The sequence below is a fragment of the Deinococcus alpinitundrae genome (genome assembly GCF_009982895.1).
Classification (GTDB): Bacteria; Deinococcota; Deinococci; order Deinococcales; family Deinococcaceae; genus Deinococcus; species Deinococcus alpinitundrae.
Map to the genome: position 1 here is coordinate 159,135 of NZ_WXZL01000004.1, position 14,440 is coordinate 173,574.

The following is a 14,440-nucleotide window of genomic DNA, read 5'->3' on the forward strand; positions in this document are numbered from 1 at the left end:
TCAACCCTCCCCGCCAAACGCTGCCTGCGCCAGATAAAGGGCGTGGGCGCTGACGCCCTCGGGCCAGTCTCCAGCAAACAGCAGCGCTTCGAAGCGCTGACGGTTTCCGGTATACAGCGCCCGCTGCACCTCTTCCAGCCCCGGCTGATCGCCCGCCATCACGGTCAGAAATCGGCTGGTCGCGTCGGTAGCGTCACGGACGCGGGCCTGCCCGGCCTCGGCCTTGCGGGCGGCGTCGATGAGGCGGCGCAGGGTGGCCGAGGCACCGCTCGGCTGAGCGTGCAGCCACTCCCAGTGGCGGGCCAGCAGCTTGACCTTCTGGGTGTCGGGCTGCCGGGCGGGTGGGCGCTCGGTGGGCAGGCCACGCGCGAGCACCTGCGCCAGACTGCCCTGAAAGTTGAAATCCACCGGCTGCCCACTCTGGTCGTCGAAAATCAGAATCGGCAGCGCCTGGGTGGCGGCGTCGAGGTGCCGCTTGACCTCGCTGAGCACCTCCGGCAGCTCCGACGTGATCAGGCGCTCTTTCTCCAGAAAAGCGGTGTAGGTGGGCGGATCGCTCACAGCGGTCTCCCCTGGCCACCGACGCTCCGGGTGCTGATGATTTGGGTGCGGCGGCGCACCAGCGGGTGGGCATCTTGCTGCAGCGTTTTCAGCACCTCGGGCGGCAGGGCCGGGTGGGCGGCCAGCGAGAGCCGCACGCCGTAGTCGGAGTCGACGGCCAGCGCGCCGAGCAGCTCGGCGGGCAGATCAGGGTGCTGGGCCACCGCCGCACGCAGTTGCCACTCGCGCCGGCCAGCGAGCTGGCACAGCCGCTCGGCACTCAGCTGAGCGCGCCCCGCCACTGCCCACTGGGCCTGCGGGTCAGGGTGGCGCATGGCGAGTTCCTGGAGCCACTCAGGAGCTGCCTCCACCGCCGCCAGCCGGGCCAGCGTGCGCCCCGACCAGCTTTGAATCTGCTTCATCTGGGCCAGTCGCAGCAGCGGCAAAGCCGGGTTACTGATCACCGCTCCCGGAAAATCGGCGGCCAGCTGCCCCAGCACCTCGGCGGGCGTGTTGGGGTGGCGGGCCACCGCTTCGCGCAGGTGCAGCGACGGCTCGCGGGCCAGCCGGGTGAGCTGCTCGGCGGTGGCATTGGGCGCAGGCAAATTGGGGTGGAGGTCGGGCGCAGTCATGGCCTCATTCTGAAGGCCCGTCCCGCTTGGGCGTGAGCGAAAAGGACACCAAATCCGGCCCGCGCCCGGTCCACTTCAGGTCGGTCGCCTGCCCACCAACAGGCCAGGACTCAAGCGGGGATCAGCGGCAGGCCGGGCTGTTCCTGAAGATGCATAGCTCCTTGGGCGGGCCAGTCCCGGCGCTGTGTTCGAGTTTCTTCACTGGGCGTCACAAAATAGAAAGCCAATCCCAGCAGCAGGTACACCGCAATCAGCATCACGCCCTCGAACCAGGTGGCCTCGCCGTCCTTGGTGACTGTCGTGACGATCAAGGCCACCGCCACGATAGCGACAAGTTCCAGCGGACTGGAAAAGACCAGATTCATCGGCTTGCCGATCAGGTAAGAAATGATCACCAGCAGCGGCGCGGTAAAGAGGGCCACCTGAATGGTCGCGCCAATCGCGATATTGATGGCCAGCCCGATCTTGCCCTGGCGCGCGAAGTAGCTGCCCGCGATGTACTCGGCGAAGTTGCCCACCACCGCCAGCACGATGATGCCCAGAAAAAACGGGCTGAGGCCGAGGGCGGTGCTGCTCTCGTCGAGTGCGCCGGAGAGCAGTTCGGATTCCAGCGCGATCAGGGCGGTCGCGCCAAGCAGCACCGCCGCCGCTTGCCACACCGGCCAGAGCGTGCCCTGATGCTCCTCCTCCTCCAGCGCGAACACGTCCTTGTGGGTCACCAGGGTGTAGACCAGGTTGAGGCCGTACACCAGAATCAGCACCACCGCCACGCCCAGACTGAGGTATTCGTCGAGGTTGGTGCGCGCAGCGGCGCTCCCGGCGGCAAAGGCGGGCAGCCGCTCGGTGAGGTCGAAGAGGGCCGGCAGCAGCAGGGCCACCACCACCAGAAACAGCATCGAGTTGAGCTGCCCGGCATTCTCACCGCTGAATTTCTGGCGGCTGCGCCCGAAACTGCCGATCAGGATGGCCAGGCCCAGGCCCAGCAGGCCGTTGCCGATGATGCTGCCGGTGATCTGCGCCTTGACCACCGCCACGTTGCCGCCAAGCAGCACGAAAATAGCGATGATCAGCTCGGCCAGGTTGCCGAAGGTCACGTTGAGCAGCCCGCCGATGGTCTGCCCGGCGCGCGCCGCGACCTGCTCGGTGGCCTTGCGCAGCCAGTCGGCCAGCGGAATGATGGCGACGGTGGCTGCCCCGAACACCCACAGCGGCGGCGCGTGAAAGACGTATTCGAGCAGCAGACTGATGGGGATGAAGACCAGCAGCAAGTTCATGCGAATCAGAGTAGCGCCGCGTGCACCCCTTCAGGGGCTGTCAGTGTCACCTGCGTCCGTGCCACGCCCGGCCCACCTGCTCTAGAATCCCCCGGATGCCTGCCCACACCCATCCGCTCCCCAACGGCCTGACGCTGGCCTTCGAGCGCCGCGCCACGCCCGGCTTTTCGTTTCATCTCAGGGTGCCGCTGGGCAGCGCCCACGACCCGGTCGGCCAGGAAGGCACGGCGGGCGTGGTCGAGGAGTGGCTCTACAAGGGCGCGGGGCAGCTCAGTGCCCGACAGTTTCAGGATGCGCTCGACGACCTGGGGGTGCGGCGCGGCGGCGGCAGCGACGCCGAGGCCACCTTCTTTTCCGGCAGCGGCCTCGGCGCAGACCTCGGCGCGGCGCTGGAATTGTTTGCCGAACTGGTGCGTCGCCCGAAGTTGCCCGACAGTGAGCTGCCGGTGCTGCTCGATCTGGCCCGTCAGGACCTGGAGAGCTTGCAGGACAGCCCTGCCGAGCGCCTGGGTCTGGCCGCCCGGCAACTCGTCTTCGGAGGCAGCGGCTACGCCCACCCCGGCAGCGGCACCCCGCAGGGCCTCTCGCAGATCACGCCCGCCTCGGCCCGCGCCTTCTGGCAGCGCTCCGGCGCGCGCGGCAGCATCCTGACGGTGGTGGCTGACACCGAGGCGCAGACGATCATCGGTCTGGTCGAGCGGCTATTCGGCGACTGGCAGCCCGGCGACGCCCAGCCCGTCAAGCCGCAGCCCCAGCTGGGCGGCTCGGCCCACTTGCAAGGCGACAGCCAGCAGACGCATTTCACCTTCACCGGGCGCGGCGTCTCGCCGCACAGCCCCGACTGGTTCGCCTGGCATCTGGCGCTCACGGCCCTGTCGGGCGGCAGCGCCAGCCGCCTGTTTCACGCGGTGCGCGAGGAGCGCGGCCTGGCCTACACCGTGCACGCCGGGCCGCAGGTCGTCGGCGGCGAGGCGCTGCTCTCCGGCTACGCGGCCAGCACCCCGCAGCGCGCCCCCGAGACCCTGGACGTGATGCTCTCGGAGTTGCGCCGCTGGCGACAGGGGCTGAGCCAGGCGGAGTTCGGGCGCGCCCAGAACGCCTTGATGGCGAGTACGGTGTTTGGCTCCGAGAGCATCCGCTCACGCAGCGGCGGCATGGCCCGCGATCTGGCGCTGTTTGGCCGGGTACGCGAGCCGGGCGAGATGCGCGCCGAGATCGAGCTCCTCACGCTTGAGCGGGTGAACGCCTTTCTGGAGAGCTACGACCCTGGCCCACTGGGACTGGTTTCGCTCGGGCCGCAGCCGCTCAGCGCTCCGCAGACGGGCAGCGAGGCAGCGCATGTCTGAGCCGCTGCCACCTCTGCGGCCCGTCAAACACCAGCTCGCCAGCGGCCTCACCGTGCTGACTGAGCGCGACCCCGATGCCCAGACGCTGGCGATGGGGTTTTTCGTGCGCACCGGGGCCAGAGACGAACTTCCTGCCGAACTCGGCGCGTCACACTTTCTGGAACACCTGATGTTCAAAGGCTCCGAAACGGTCAGCGCCCCCGACTTGAATGCCCGGCTGGACGCGCTGGGCGGTCAGGCCAACGCCTTTACCAGTGAGGAGGCCACCGTCTACCACGCCGCCAGCTTGCCGGAGCAGCAGCATGACCTGCTCAGTACCCTCAGCGTGCTGCTGACTCCGGCCCTGCGTCCCGAGGAAGTCGGCACCGAGCGCGGCGTCATTCTGGAAGAAATCGAGATGTACGCCGACCAGCCCGACTCGCGCTTGATGGACCTTCTGCACGCCGAGTACTGGGGGCAGCACCCGCTGGGCCAGCTGGTGCTGGGCACGGCCCAGACGGTGGGTGATCTGACACCGGACGTGCTGCGGCGCAACTTCACTGCGCGCTACGGCACGCCGAACATCACCCTGGTGGTCTGCGGCCAGTTCGACGAGTCGTCGGTGCTAGCCGCCGCCGAGCAGGTGTCTGCCGACTGGCCCCGCACGACGTTCGAGCGTGCCCTGACGCCGCACACGCCGACGGGGGGCCTCAGCCTCACCATTGACGCCGACCTCAGCCGCGCCCAGGTCGCGCTGGCGGCCCCCGGTCTGGACCATGCCGATCCGCTGCGTGAGGCCGCCCATGTGCTCACCGAGATTATCGGCGGCGAGAACGGGAGGCTCTACTGGGCACTCATCGACACCGGCCTGAGTGACAGCGCCGACCTCTCGCACGCCGAGTACGACGGCGCGGGCACCTTCGAGGGGGGCTTTTCCTGCGACCCGCCGCGCACCCAGGATGTGCTGGACGCTTACCGCGCGGTGCTGCGGGACGTTCAGGACAACGGCGTCAGTGAGACCGAGGTGCGCCGGGCCGCCCGCAAGATCGCGGTAGGCGCGGTGCTGCGCGGCGGCACACCGCAGGGCCGCCTGTTTACGCTGGGCATGGACTATCTGGCGCGCGGCGAACTCCTCAGCGCCGACGAGAGTGTACAGCGCTACGCCGACGTAACGCCCGAACAGGTGCGGGCTGTGCTGGAGCGCCGGCCTTTCGACACCCTGCGGGTGGCCGCGCTGGGACCGATCGAGGCGCTGAGCTAGCGTCGCCGCAAAACATACCCAGACAGACTGGGCTTGACAAATCTGGTACCCAGACAGACTATGTAGGCAGACATAGCTATGTGGGGGCGGCAGCCGGGCGGGACGCCGTGCGGTCAACGCCCCGTGCTCTCGTGACCTGCGGAGACCTTCATGAACCCTGATATGCTGCGCGGCAATCTCGATCTGATCCTGCTCACCATTCTGGAACGCGGGCCACTCTACGGCTTCGCTACCCTTCAGGCCGCCAGGAGCGCACTGGCGGCTACTTCGACTTCAGGGAGGGCAGTCTCTACCCGGCGCTGCACCGCCTGGAGCAGGACGGTCAGCTCGCCGGTCAGCTCGGCGAGACGGGGCGCAACGGCAAGCCGCGCAAGTACTACGTTCTCACCGACGCCGGGCGGCAGACGCTGGAGGCCAAACGCACCGAGTTCAACGCGTTCACCGGGGCCGTGCAGCGCCTGAGCGGCCTGTGAACGCTGCTGCCAGCACCACACCGACCTTTCACCCGCTCTCCACGCTTACCTGCGCCGCGCCACCTGAGGGCTCCCCAGAGCGCGGCAGCAGGAGCTCTGGGACGAGCTGGAAGAACACCTGCTGACGCGCGCCGGACAATTTCAGTTGCTCGGCGCGTCCCCACCCGAAGCCCTTGCTCGTGCGCTCGCGGAGCTGGGTTCGCCCGCCCGCGTGAGTGCCGGAATGACCCAGGTGTATCTGATGCCCAAACTACTCATCGCCGCCGGAGCCGCCGCCCTTGCCCTGAGCGGCGTGCTGTATGCGGCTGCCGGTGGCAACGACGGCCTCACCTTGTCATTGCCGGTCTTAACGACTCTTCCGATGACACCTTCTTGCGTACGCGGTACGGCACCAGCCAAAGCTGGCATCACTATCGTCAGTCGCAAAGACGGCGTGACTTGCTATACCTTCACTGATCCAAAGTTCTACCAGGGCGCTTACCTGAGCCTGACAAGCCTTAAGGACGCCGTAAATAGCCAGGGTGGAACAGTTGAAATATTGAACTCTGGAAAGGTCAGGCTCCATTTACCAACGTCAACAGGAATGTACGAAGCCGACTTGCTGCCGGGTTTCAACGTCAACAGTGAGGAATACTTCCCCGCCGCTTCGATCGCTACCAGCCTTTACCAAAATCAGGAAAGCTCAGTCCGTTTTCAAGGCTATCACCGCCCAACCATTGTGGTTGACCATCTGAGAATTCAATTCGGCAACGGAACCCAGGCTGAAGTGGGACCGAGTTTTTACCGGGGCGTGGTGCCCGAACTTCTCGGCTATATTTTGCCCGCTGGCACGCCAGGCAGCATGTTGATGTACAGGGCTTCTTCAAGCGTTCCGGTCAGCGGCGGCAGAACGCACAAGGTCACAACGACACTCAACGGCGACGAAGTGGCCATGCTGGTGACCCGCCGCGCCGGACAGAATTACGATCTGGATGTTGCTCCAGTAGGATCAAACGGTCAGGTGACGTTCAGCAGCGCTCAGCAACGCCTCCACTTTGTCTCCGATCCCGCTCAGCTTGGCCCCGATCCAGTCGGCGGGCGCATTAATGCTCTCCTCATGCGCGTCACCAACATTCCGCTCAGCAATCTCAAATCCGGCATCTTCGTTCCGGCCCAGCCCAACTCGGACGCTCAGTAATTGATTGACGCCCCAAACTGCGCCCGTGCCTGTGCGCCGGGATTGGCTGGCTTGCTGGGCAGTGTGCCTCCGTCCTCTGGGCCGTCTGGGTAGGCGTGCACGCCAGCCGACACCGGGAAGACTGAAGCACCGGTTCGGCACACGAAAAAGCGCCCACCTTGATGGATGGGCGCTTCTGCATTACCGGATTCAGAGGCCGAAAAACTCGTGGTTCTTGGCGATGAAGAGGGTCTCGCCGTCCGGCACGTCTTCCTCGGGGAAGATGGCGCTGACCGGGCAGGCGGGCACGCATGCGCCGCAGTCGATACACTCGTCGGGGTGGATGAGGTACTGGTCGCCGCCGTCGTAGATGCACTCGACGGGGCACACTTCGGTGCAGGCCTGATCTTTGACACCGATGCAGGGGCTGGTGATGATATGCGTCATGGAGCCATATTGCCGGATTCACCTGCGCCTGACAAGGGCCAAATCCTAAGCTGGCGCGCGGGTGAGTACCTCTGCTGCCAGTGCCAGATCGCCGGGCTTGTCGATGTCGGTGCCGACGGCGGCGTGCGGCGTGATCAGCGCCCGCGCCTCCACCCCCAGAATCTGACTGACCCGCGCCTCGAGTTCGGCGATTTTCAGTTGCCCCAGCAGCATCTTGACGATGAACACCGGGCCGACGATGCCCGCCAGCTTGAGCGGTTGCTTGCGGGCGTCTAGCACGGCCCGCAGGCGTGGCAAAAACTTGCCGATCAGCGCGGGGTCGAGCAGAAACAGGTTGCCGCCGGTAAAGGTGCCGTCCTTCAAGCGGGCGTAGGTGCGCTTCACACCGGGATAGCTGGCCTCACAGACCGACTTCTCGACCACCGGGTAGACTAGGCCCACGTCGGGAGCGCTCTCCAGCACACCCCGCACCTGCTCGCCGCTGAGCATCGGGATGTCTGCCGTGACGACCAGCACCCGGCGCGTGGGGGTGCCGCCTTCGGCCCGGCCCGGTTCACGCAACGCCGCCACCCCCGCCTCCAGGTTGGCGATCAAGGTGCCCCGGTCCGTGACGCGCACGTCCACAAACTCGGCCATCTCGGGCGTCAGCGGCCCCACGTAGGCCACCCGCGCCACCTGCCCGGAGTCGCGCAGGGCACGCAGCACCCACGCTCCCATCGGGCGGCCCGCCACCTCGATCAGCGGTTTCACGGCCACCCCGTGGGCGGCGGCAAAATCGTCACCGGGGTCGCCGCCGCCCAGCACCACCGCGTTCCAGCTCGTGTTCGGACCCTCATTCATGAGGAGTAAGGTAGCATCCCGGCGCGGCCCTACAAGTTGCTCAACAGACGTGTCAGCGCGTAGATCAGCACCCCCACCAGCAGCAGGCCGCCCAGCACAGACGGCCACAGCCAGGGCAGCCGCGCCACCCGGCCCCGCGCCTGAAGCAGCACCGGAGTGGGCAGGCGGCGGGCCGCGTAGGCCAGCACGGCGGGCACGATCAAGAGATCGTCGGTGACGCCCAGCAGCGGAATGCCGTCGGGAATCAGGTCGATGGGGCTGAGGGCGTACAGCAGGGCCAGCGCCGCGATCACTTTGGCCTGAAGATTGGTGCGCTTGTCGGTCAGCGAGAGCAGCAGCGCTAGCGCGTCTTGCCAGACACTTTGAAAGCGCCCCAGCGGGACCGGGCGGGCAGGCGAGCGGTTCATGTCAGGGAATACGCGGTGGGCAGGCAAAAGTTCCATTCTAGAGAGAATTCCGGCCGAGGCGCTCAGGTGAACTGCGCCTCAGCGCTCCACCGTCACCTCGCCGTCGCGCACCCGCAGGTGGTGGTCGGCCAGCGCAGCCACGTCGGCATCGTGGGTGATCAGCACCACCGTCTTGCCCTCGCGGGCCGGGCGGGTCAGCAACTCCAGAATGATCTCGCCGCTGCGGGTATCGAGGTTGCCGGTGGGTTCGTCGGCCAGCAGCACCGCCGGATTGCCCACCAGGGCGCGGGCAATCGCCACCCGCTGCGCCTCGCCGCCCGACAGGTGCGAGGGCAGGTGGTGGGTGCGGCCTTCCAGCCCGACCTGCGAGAGCAGCGCCCGCGCCCGCTCGCGGCGCTCTCGGGGCGGCACCCCAGCCAGCATCAGCGGAAATTCCACGTTCTCCTGGGCGCTGAGAATGGCGACCAGATTGTGGCTCTGAAACACGAAGCCGTAGTGCTTGAGCCGGAAGTCGGCCCGGCCCGCCTCGCTGAGGCTGTGGATGTCGGTATCGCCTACCCGCACCGCACCGCTGCTGGGCGTGTCGAAGCCCGCCAGCAAGTTGAGCAGGGTGCTCTTGCCACTGCCCGACGGCCCCACCACCGAGGTCATGCCCGCCGCGAAAGTGTGCGAGAAGGGCCGCAGCGCCGTGATCTGGCCGTCGCCGCTGGGATAGGTGCGGCTCAGGGCCTCGGTCTGGAGCTGAATACTGGACGTGACCAGGAGAGCGGACGGCGAAACAGCGCTCATACCCGCCCCAGCGCTTCGTTGATGCTCAGCCGCGAGGCCGAGCGGGCGGGCAGCAGCCCGGCGATCAGGCCCAGCAGCAGCGAGATGACCAGTGCCAGCAGTGTCAGGCGCGGGGTCAGGGCCGCCGCGTCGAAGCCCGCCAGGTTTTGGGTATACAGGTTGACGCCCCAGATGCCCACCAGCCCCAGCAGCAGCCCACCGACGCCGCCCACCAGCGAGAGCAGCAGCGACTCGGTGAGCACCAGTTCGCGCACGAAACCGGGCCGCGCCCCGATGGCCCGCAGGGTGCCGAACTCGCGGGTGCGCTCGAAGACGCCCATCATTACGGTGTTGGTGACGGCCAGCCCGCCCACGATCAGCGAAATCAACGAGATGCCGAAGCGCACCGCGTCGCTGATCTTGAGTGCCCTATCGGCAAAGCTCAGGAAATCGCCCTGGGTCTGGGCCTCGAGGTTGAGCGTCTTGGCGAGCTGATCGGCCACCCGGCGGGCCGCCTTGGGGTCGTCCAGCTTGACCGCCACCATCGAGACGCGGTTTTGCGCGCCCTCAGCGGCCTGCATGGTCACGAGTGGCATGAAGATGAACGAATCGTTGAGGCCACCCGACTTGGCCAGAATGCCCACCACCTTCACGGCACTGCGGCGGTTGAGCCGCAGCGTGCTGCCGAGGCTCAGCTTGAGGTTGGTGGACGCCTTGGCCCCCACCACCGCCACGCCGCTGTCCCCGGCCCTGAGCAGACGGCCCTGGGCAATCGCCACGTTCGAGAACACCGCGTTGATGCCCTGCTCGGCGGGCAGGCCGTAGAGGACGGCACTCTGTGAGGGGTCGAGGCTGCCCCGCACCGACATGATGACCGGCGTGACGCGGGTGATACCCAGCTCCGGCGCGAGCTTCTCGATGTCGCCCACAGTGCTCTGCGGCAAATTGGGCTGCGGCGCGAAGCCCTGGGTAAAGCCGCTCAGCGATACCTGCACGTCGGGGCCGATACCGCCGAGTTCGTCGTTGAAGACCTTGCGGATGCCCTCGCCCAGCGACAGGAAAATCACCATGCTGGCGACCGCCACCACGATCCCCAGGGTGGTCAGCAGTGTTCTGATGGGCCGCCGGGTCAGGCCGCGCCGCGCCAATATCCACAAATCTCGCCTCTGCACGCCAGCCAGCCTAGCGCCTGGGCCACGCCGGGATGTAGGCCAAATGCTACCGACTCTGCTGGGCCGCTTTGCAGTCAGAGTGCAACTTGCAGTTTCCCTGACCTGTCCGAAAAGTGCTAGAAGAAGGGCACCATGACCCCATCTTCCAGCACTGCTCCGTCCAGGACTGCCGCGTCCGGCCTGACCCTCCGCTTTCTCGGCCACTCGGCCTTTCTGCTGAGCGCGGACGGCTTTCAGGTGCTGATCGATCCGTTTCTCCAGGGCAATCCCAAAAGCCCGGTCAGCCTGGAAGAAGCGCTGGCCTGGAAGGTGGACGCCGTGCTGATCAGCCACGCCCACGGCGACCACTGGGGCAACGCCCTCGACTTCGGCAAATCGGGCACGCCGATCATCGGCACGGCGGAAATCGGCGGCTACGCGGCAAAGCACGGCGCGGCCAATGCTGTCGGGGCCAATATCGGCGGCACGGTGCGCGGCGAGTGGGGCGCGGTGACGTTCACCCCGGCCTGGCATTCCAGCAGCTTCCCCGACGGCAGCTACGGCGGCATGCCCACCGGCCTGATCATCGAGATGGGCGGCAAACGGGTGTATTTCGCGGGCGACACCAGCCGGTTTTCCGACATGGCCCTGATCGGCGAGGGCGGCCTCGACCTGGCGATCTTGCCCATCGGCGACCACTACACCATGGGTCCCGTCGAGGCGGCCAAGTGCCTTGATCTACTCAAGCCCACAGCGGCCATGCCAATGCACTACGGCACCTTCCCAGGGCTGACTGGGGACCCACAGGTGTTCGCCATCGAGGCCGGGCAGCGGGGCGTACAGGTGTACCTGCCCCAGCCAGGCGAGGAAATCAGCTTGTAGGAGGAGCTGCTCCCTTGGCCCGGCTTCATCCGGGCATTATGTTCATTTCGGTCGGTGCACGTTTCGTGACAGAGTGCTGTAACCTGCTTCTTCCTAGACTCAGTGGTCCCAGACCCCGTCCTCGATCCCCCACTTCCTCTGCCGCTTCAGGACCCGCCTTACTATGACAATGCCCGATCTGCCACAACTCAGCGGTTACACCCTGACGCGCTCGATCGGCCGCGGCAACACGTCGCTGGTGTTTCTGGGCAGCGCCAACAACGCCCCGGAGCGCCAACTCGCCGTCAAGCTGCCGCTGGGTACCACCCTGGCCAACCGCACAGCAGCCGAGCGCTTCGGCAACGAGGTGCGGCTCTCGCTGCAATTTCGCCATCCCTACCTGGTGCGCGGCCACGCGGGCACACCGTTCGGACCGGGCGCCTACCTCGCCATGCGCTACTTTCCGGCAGGCACCCTCTCCGAGCGCCTCGAGAGAAGCCTGCTGCCCCACGACGCGGCCCTGCGGGTGCTGGCCGACGTGGCCTCAGGTGTGGCCTACCTGCACCATCAGGGCGCGGTCCACCAGGATATCAAGACCCAGAACGTGTACCTGGACGGGGAGCGCGCGGCGCTGGGCGACTTCGGCAACACCTATTTCGTCTCGGCAGGCGGCAACGTGTCGGGCAGTCCCTTCTACATGGCCCCGGAGATCTACCACGGCGAGGCCAGTAGCGCCCAGAGCGACGTGTACAGCTTGGGCGTACTGGCCTACGAACTGCTCTCGGGAACGCGGCCTCACCTGGGCAAGAACTACGAGGAGCTGATGATCTCGCATTTGACCCGGTTTCCCTCGCCGGTGACGGCCAGTAACCGTCAGGTGCCGCGCCCGCTCTCGCGCCTGATCGAGCTGGCGATGGCCAAAAAAGCGCAGGACCGGCCCAGCTCGGCGGCGCTGCGCCGCGCCCTTCTGGAAGCGCTGGGTGAGGAAGACGAGCAGTTGGAGCCGGAAGAACTGCACCTGCCCGAGGCCGCCTCGGCCCCCGCCGCCCGCGCCATCATGGGCCGCCACCAGCATCTGCCCACCGTGACCGCGCCGCGCGACCTGACCCCTGGCGAGCCGGAGAGCCGGGACAGCAAGCCCGAGCCGAAAAGCTGGAATCCCTTCAAGCGCAAAAAATAAGCTTCAGCGGTGGTACGGCTCGCCCGCCGAGATGGTCGCCGAGCGGTAGAGCGCTTCCGCCAGCACGACCATCGCCAGATCGTGCGGCAGGGTCAGGCGGCCCAGGCTCCACAACACCCTGGCCGCCGCCCGCAGCTCATCACTGTGCCCGTCGGGGCCGCCAATGCAAAAGGCCAGCTCACCGGTGCCCTGCACGCCCTGGCGCTCGATGTAAGCGCTCAGCTCCTCACTGCTCCACTGCTGGCCGCGCGGATCGAGGGCGATGATGGGCGCGCGGCCTGCCGCTTTGAGCATCGCCTCGCCCTCCTTCGTCGGCGTGCTGCCCGCCAGCTGGGTCACCCTGAGTTTGTGGTAGTGGCCCAGCCGCCCGGTGTACTCGGCCCACCCGGCGCGGGCGTAGGCGAGCTTGGGCGCGCCGACGGTGATCAGGTGCAGACGCATGGCGAGCGGTTAACGTAGCCCTCTAGCGTTCCGGGGCCTTTGCGGCAGGTGAAGGTGCTCGCGGTGCAGGGCTTCGAGTTCAGTCAGCTCGGCGCTGTAGTCGTGATCGGCGGGCCTGGCAGGGTCGTAGGCGAGTTCGTCCAGCACCTCCAGCCCGAAGGCGTCCGGGCCATCTGCTGTCCAGCGCCGCTGAATGTCCTTGTCGGGATACAGCCCGGCGTCGAGCTGAAAGCGCAGGCGGTTGAGGCTGCCCTCCACGTGCGGACTCCAGTCGGTCAGTACCTGGCCCGTCGAGGCAAAACGCAGCGCATACACGCCCATTCTGGGGGTGAAATTCTTGTAGGCGCGGGGGCGGGGCGTCTGGTCAATCCGGTCTGGGGTCATACGGCAGGCTCCTTGGTGGCTCAGTTCAGCGGCACTCAGAGGGTCAGGCCCTTGACGGCCCACTCGCCGCCGCGCATCAGGACTTCGCGGCGGCCATCAGCGTGCAGGCCGTCCACGCTCATGCTGGGCGTGCCAATCATCCAGTCCACGTGAATCAGGGAATCGTTGCCGCCGCTGGCGGCCTTGTCGGCACTGAAGGTAAATTCGTAGGCGCGGCCCAGGGCGAGGTGCGAGGCGGCGTTCTCGTCGAAGAGGGTGTTGTAAAAGAGCCGCCCGGTCTGGGCGACCGGCGCACTGGCCGCCACCAGGGCCACCTCACCGAGGCGGCGGGCACCCTCGTCGGTGTCGAGGAGCTTCAGAAAGGTGGCCTCGCCCTGGCTGGCACTGGCCTCCACCACCTTGCCGCCCGCGAAGCGCACCCGGATGCCCTCCACGATCTCGCCGCGCACCAGCAGCGGCTTACTCGCCACCGCCACTCCGTCCACCCTGTCGCGGTGCGGCGCAGTGAACACCTCGTCGGTGGGCAGGTTCGGCACGATCCGCACGCCTGCTGCCGTGGTGTCCTCCACCCCGGCCCACACGTGGCCGTCGGCCAGGCCCACCGTCAGATCGGTCTCGCCTTTAGGGTCGGAGAAGTGCAGCGCGTGGAAGTGACGGGTGTTGAGCCAGTCGCGCACCTGGCCCAGCCGCGCGATGTGGGCCTGCCACGCGGCCACCGGGTCGGGCACGTCGGCCCGCGTCACCTTGAAGATGTCGCGCCACAACGCCGACTCCGCCTGCGCCTCATCCAGTTCGGGATACACCTTGGTGGCCCAGGCCGGAATGCTGACGGCCCCGATGCTCCAGGCGGCCTCGAAGCCCATCATCTTCTGGCTGACCACCTGCATGGCCTGCGCGCGTACCTTGGCGTTGATGGCCTGGCGCTCGGGATCGGCCCCGGCCATGACATTCGGGTCCGAGCCGTCGAGCGTCAGAAATGAATACCCGTCCTCGATCATCTTGAGGCTCTCGTCGGCCAGCCAGTCCGGCACATAAGCAATCGCCGCGTCCGATGCCTCGTCAATTCGCAGGCGGGCCAGCTGCTCGTCAATGTAGCGCACCACCACGCTCTCGGCCCCCGCGCGGTAGGCGCTGCGGGCCACCAGTCGGGCCAGTTCGGTGGCCTCCAGCGGCGCGTTGACCAGCAGCTTGCCGCCCGGCTGAAGGTTGACGCCCACCCGGACAAGCAGTTCGGCGTATCCGGCGAGCTGGAGCTGGAAGTTCTGGTCGGCGGACACATTCGGAGCAGTCATGTTGTTCA

17 protein-coding genes and 1 pseudogene are annotated in these 14,440 nt (G+C 67.0%); 7 read left to right on the top strand and 11 right to left on the bottom strand.

Annotated features, from left to right (window positions below; genetic code table 11):
• The 3 genes from GUI70_RS05195 to cax form a co-directional block, all read right to left on the bottom strand.
• The gene (locus GUI70_RS05195; RefSeq protein ID WP_161881235.1) at positions 1–561 is read right to left on the bottom strand and encodes a DUF2239 family protein; all 561 of its coding nucleotides are present in this window, start codon (positions 559–561) and stop codon (positions 1–3) included.
• The gene (locus GUI70_RS05200; protein WP_161881236.1) at positions 558–1,172 is read right to left on the bottom strand and encodes a hypothetical protein; all 615 of its coding nucleotides are present in this window, start codon (positions 1,170–1,172) and stop codon (positions 558–560) included. The genes GUI70_RS05195 and GUI70_RS05200 overlap by 4 nt, the downstream gene beginning before the upstream one ends.
• A 110-nt stretch (positions 1,173–1,282) precedes the next feature.
• The gene (gene cax / locus GUI70_RS05205) at positions 1,283–2,446 is read right to left on the bottom strand and encodes a calcium/proton exchanger (RefSeq protein ID WP_161881237.1); all 1,164 of its coding nucleotides are present in this window, start codon (positions 2,444–2,446) and stop codon (positions 1,283–1,285) included.
• Between the two features lie 95 nt (positions 2,447–2,541).
• On the opposite strand from cax, the gene GUI70_RS05210 reads away from it, so the two are divergent.
• The 5 genes and pseudogenes from GUI70_RS05210 (at position 2,542) to GUI70_RS05225 (ending at position 6,682) form a co-directional block, all read left to right on the top strand.
• Positions 2,542–3,792, top strand: a complete 1,251-nt coding sequence (locus tag GUI70_RS05210; protein ID WP_161881238.1) for a M16 family metallopeptidase — start codon at positions 2,542–2,544, stop codon at positions 3,790–3,792.
• Complete coding sequence (locus GUI70_RS05215; protein ID WP_161881239.1) at positions 3,785–5,032, top strand: M16 family metallopeptidase; 1,248 nt, start codon at positions 3,785–3,787, stop codon at positions 5,030–5,032. The genes GUI70_RS05210 and GUI70_RS05215 overlap by 8 nt, the downstream gene beginning before the upstream one ends.
• Before the next feature lie 299 nt (positions 5,033–5,331).
• Positions 5,332–5,505 (top strand): PadR family transcriptional regulator, encoded by a 174-nt coding sequence (locus GUI70_RS24245; protein ID WP_237724723.1) that lies wholly within the window; start codon positions 5,332–5,334, stop codon positions 5,503–5,505.
• A gap of 85 nt (positions 5,506–5,590) precedes the next feature.
• Positions 5,591–5,719: pseudogene (locus tag GUI70_RS25205) on the top strand (permease prefix domain 1-containing protein); the annotation flags it as partial.
• A gap of 9 nt (positions 5,720–5,728) precedes the next feature.
• Positions 5,729–6,682, top strand: a complete 954-nt coding sequence (locus tag GUI70_RS05225) for a hypothetical protein (RefSeq protein WP_161881240.1) — start codon at positions 5,729–5,731, stop codon at positions 6,680–6,682.
• A 189-nt stretch (positions 6,683–6,871) separates the two neighbouring features.
• Here GUI70_RS05225 and GUI70_RS05230 read toward each other — a convergent pair whose 3' ends face one another.
• From GUI70_RS05230 to GUI70_RS05250, 5 genes are read right to left on the bottom strand one after another with little or no spacing between them, the layout of a single operon-like run.
• Positions 6,872–7,108 (bottom strand): ferredoxin, encoded by a 237-nt coding sequence (locus GUI70_RS05230; protein ID WP_161881241.1) that lies wholly within the window; start codon positions 7,106–7,108, stop codon positions 6,872–6,874.
• A gap of 45 nt (positions 7,109–7,153) precedes the next feature.
• Positions 7,154–7,948, bottom strand: a complete 795-nt coding sequence (locus GUI70_RS05235) for an NTP transferase domain-containing protein (protein ID WP_161881242.1) — start codon at positions 7,946–7,948, stop codon at positions 7,154–7,156.
• A gap of 29 nt (positions 7,949–7,977) precedes the next feature.
• Positions 7,978–8,382 (bottom strand): YkvA family protein, encoded by a 405-nt coding sequence (locus GUI70_RS05240; RefSeq protein WP_237724711.1) that lies wholly within the window; start codon positions 8,380–8,382, stop codon positions 7,978–7,980.
• A gap of 51 nt (positions 8,383–8,433) precedes the next feature.
• The gene (locus tag GUI70_RS05245; RefSeq protein WP_161881243.1) at positions 8,434–9,144 is read right to left on the bottom strand and encodes an ABC transporter ATP-binding protein; all 711 of its coding nucleotides are present in this window, start codon (positions 9,142–9,144) and stop codon (positions 8,434–8,436) included.
• Positions 9,141–10,295 (bottom strand): ABC transporter permease, encoded by a 1,155-nt coding sequence (locus GUI70_RS05250; protein WP_161881244.1) that lies wholly within the window; start codon positions 10,293–10,295, stop codon positions 9,141–9,143. Before GUI70_RS05250 ends, GUI70_RS05245 begins: the two co-directional genes overlap by 4 nt.
• Before the next feature lie 132 nt (positions 10,296–10,427).
• On the opposite strand from GUI70_RS05250, the gene GUI70_RS05255 reads away from it, so the two are divergent.
• A complete protein-coding gene (locus GUI70_RS05255) occupies positions 10,428–11,156 on the top strand; it encodes a metal-dependent hydrolase (protein WP_202630405.1) in 729 nt (242 codons plus the stop codon).
• Positions 11,157–11,325: 169 nt separating this feature from the next.
• Positions 11,326–12,315 (top strand): serine/threonine-protein kinase, encoded by a 990-nt coding sequence (locus tag GUI70_RS05260; protein ID WP_306468265.1) that lies wholly within the window; start codon positions 11,326–11,328, stop codon positions 12,313–12,315.
• 3 nt (positions 12,316–12,318) lie between these two features.
• Here the strand turns inward: GUI70_RS05260 and GUI70_RS05265 are convergent, their stop codons facing one another.
• Genes GUI70_RS05265 through GUI70_RS05275 form a run of 3 tightly spaced genes read right to left on the bottom strand, consistent with a single transcriptional unit; the run spans position 12,319 to position 14,432 of the window.
• The gene (locus GUI70_RS05265; RefSeq protein WP_161881246.1) at positions 12,319–12,756 is read right to left on the bottom strand and encodes a 23S rRNA (pseudouridine(1915)-N(3))-methyltransferase RlmH; all 438 of its coding nucleotides are present in this window, start codon (positions 12,754–12,756) and stop codon (positions 12,319–12,321) included.
• A gap of 9 nt (positions 12,757–12,765) precedes the next feature.
• Positions 12,766–13,140 carry a GIY-YIG nuclease family protein gene (locus GUI70_RS05270; protein WP_161881247.1) on the bottom strand — a complete coding sequence of 125 codons (375 nt, stop codon included), beginning with the start codon at positions 13,138–13,140 and terminating at the stop codon, positions 12,766–12,768.
• A 35-nt stretch (positions 13,141–13,175) separates the two neighbouring features.
• Positions 13,176–14,432, bottom strand: a complete 1,257-nt coding sequence (locus GUI70_RS05275) for an aminopeptidase (RefSeq protein ID WP_161881248.1) — start codon at positions 14,430–14,432, stop codon at positions 13,176–13,178.
• Positions 14,433–14,440: the final 8 nt, after the last annotated feature.

What these genes read in the sequence shown, in the direction of transcription:
- GUI70_RS05200 (WP_161881236.1), bottom strand. Translation starts at nt 1,172, where the DNA reads ATGACTGCGCCCGACCTCCACCCCAATTTGCCTGCGCCCAATGCCACC.
- cax (WP_161881237.1), bottom strand. Translation starts at nt 2,446, where the DNA reads ATGAACTTGCTGCTGGTCTTCATCCCCATCAGTCTGCTGCTCGAATAC.
- GUI70_RS05210 (WP_161881238.1), top strand. Translation starts at nt 2,542, where the DNA reads ATGCCTGCCCACACCCATCCGCTCCCCAACGGCCTGACGCTGGCCTTC.
- GUI70_RS05215 (WP_161881239.1), top strand. Translation starts at nt 3,785, where the DNA reads ATGTCTGAGCCGCTGCCACCTCTGCGGCCCGTCAAACACCAGCTCGCC.
- GUI70_RS05225 (WP_161881240.1), top strand. Translation starts at nt 5,729, where the DNA reads ATGACCCAGGTGTATCTGATGCCCAAACTACTCATCGCCGCCGGAGCC.
- GUI70_RS05230 (WP_161881241.1), bottom strand. Translation starts at nt 7,108, where the DNA reads ATGACGCATATCATCACCAGCCCCTGCATCGGTGTCAAAGATCAGGCC.
- GUI70_RS05235 (WP_161881242.1), bottom strand. Translation starts at nt 7,948, where the DNA reads ATGAATGAGGGTCCGAACACGAGCTGGAACGCGGTGGTGCTGGGCGGC.
- GUI70_RS05245 (WP_161881243.1), bottom strand. Translation starts at nt 9,144, where the DNA reads ATGAGCGCTGTTTCGCCGTCCGCTCTCCTGGTCACGTCCAGTATTCAG.
- GUI70_RS05255 (WP_202630405.1), top strand. Translation starts at nt 10,428, where the DNA reads ATGACCCCATCTTCCAGCACTGCTCCGTCCAGGACTGCCGCGTCCGGC.
- GUI70_RS05260 (WP_306468265.1), top strand. Translation starts at nt 11,326, where the DNA reads ATGCCCGATCTGCCACAACTCAGCGGTTACACCCTGACGCGCTCGATC.
- GUI70_RS05265 (WP_161881246.1), bottom strand. Translation starts at nt 12,756, where the DNA reads ATGCGTCTGCACCTGATCACCGTCGGCGCGCCCAAGCTCGCCTACGCC.
- GUI70_RS05270 (WP_161881247.1), bottom strand. Translation starts at nt 13,140, where the DNA reads ATGACCCCAGACCGGATTGACCAGACGCCCCGCCCCCGCGCCTACAAG.
- GUI70_RS05275 (WP_161881248.1), bottom strand. Translation starts at nt 14,432, where the DNA reads ATGACTGCTCCGAATGTGTCCGCCGACCAGAACTTCCAGCTCCAGCTC.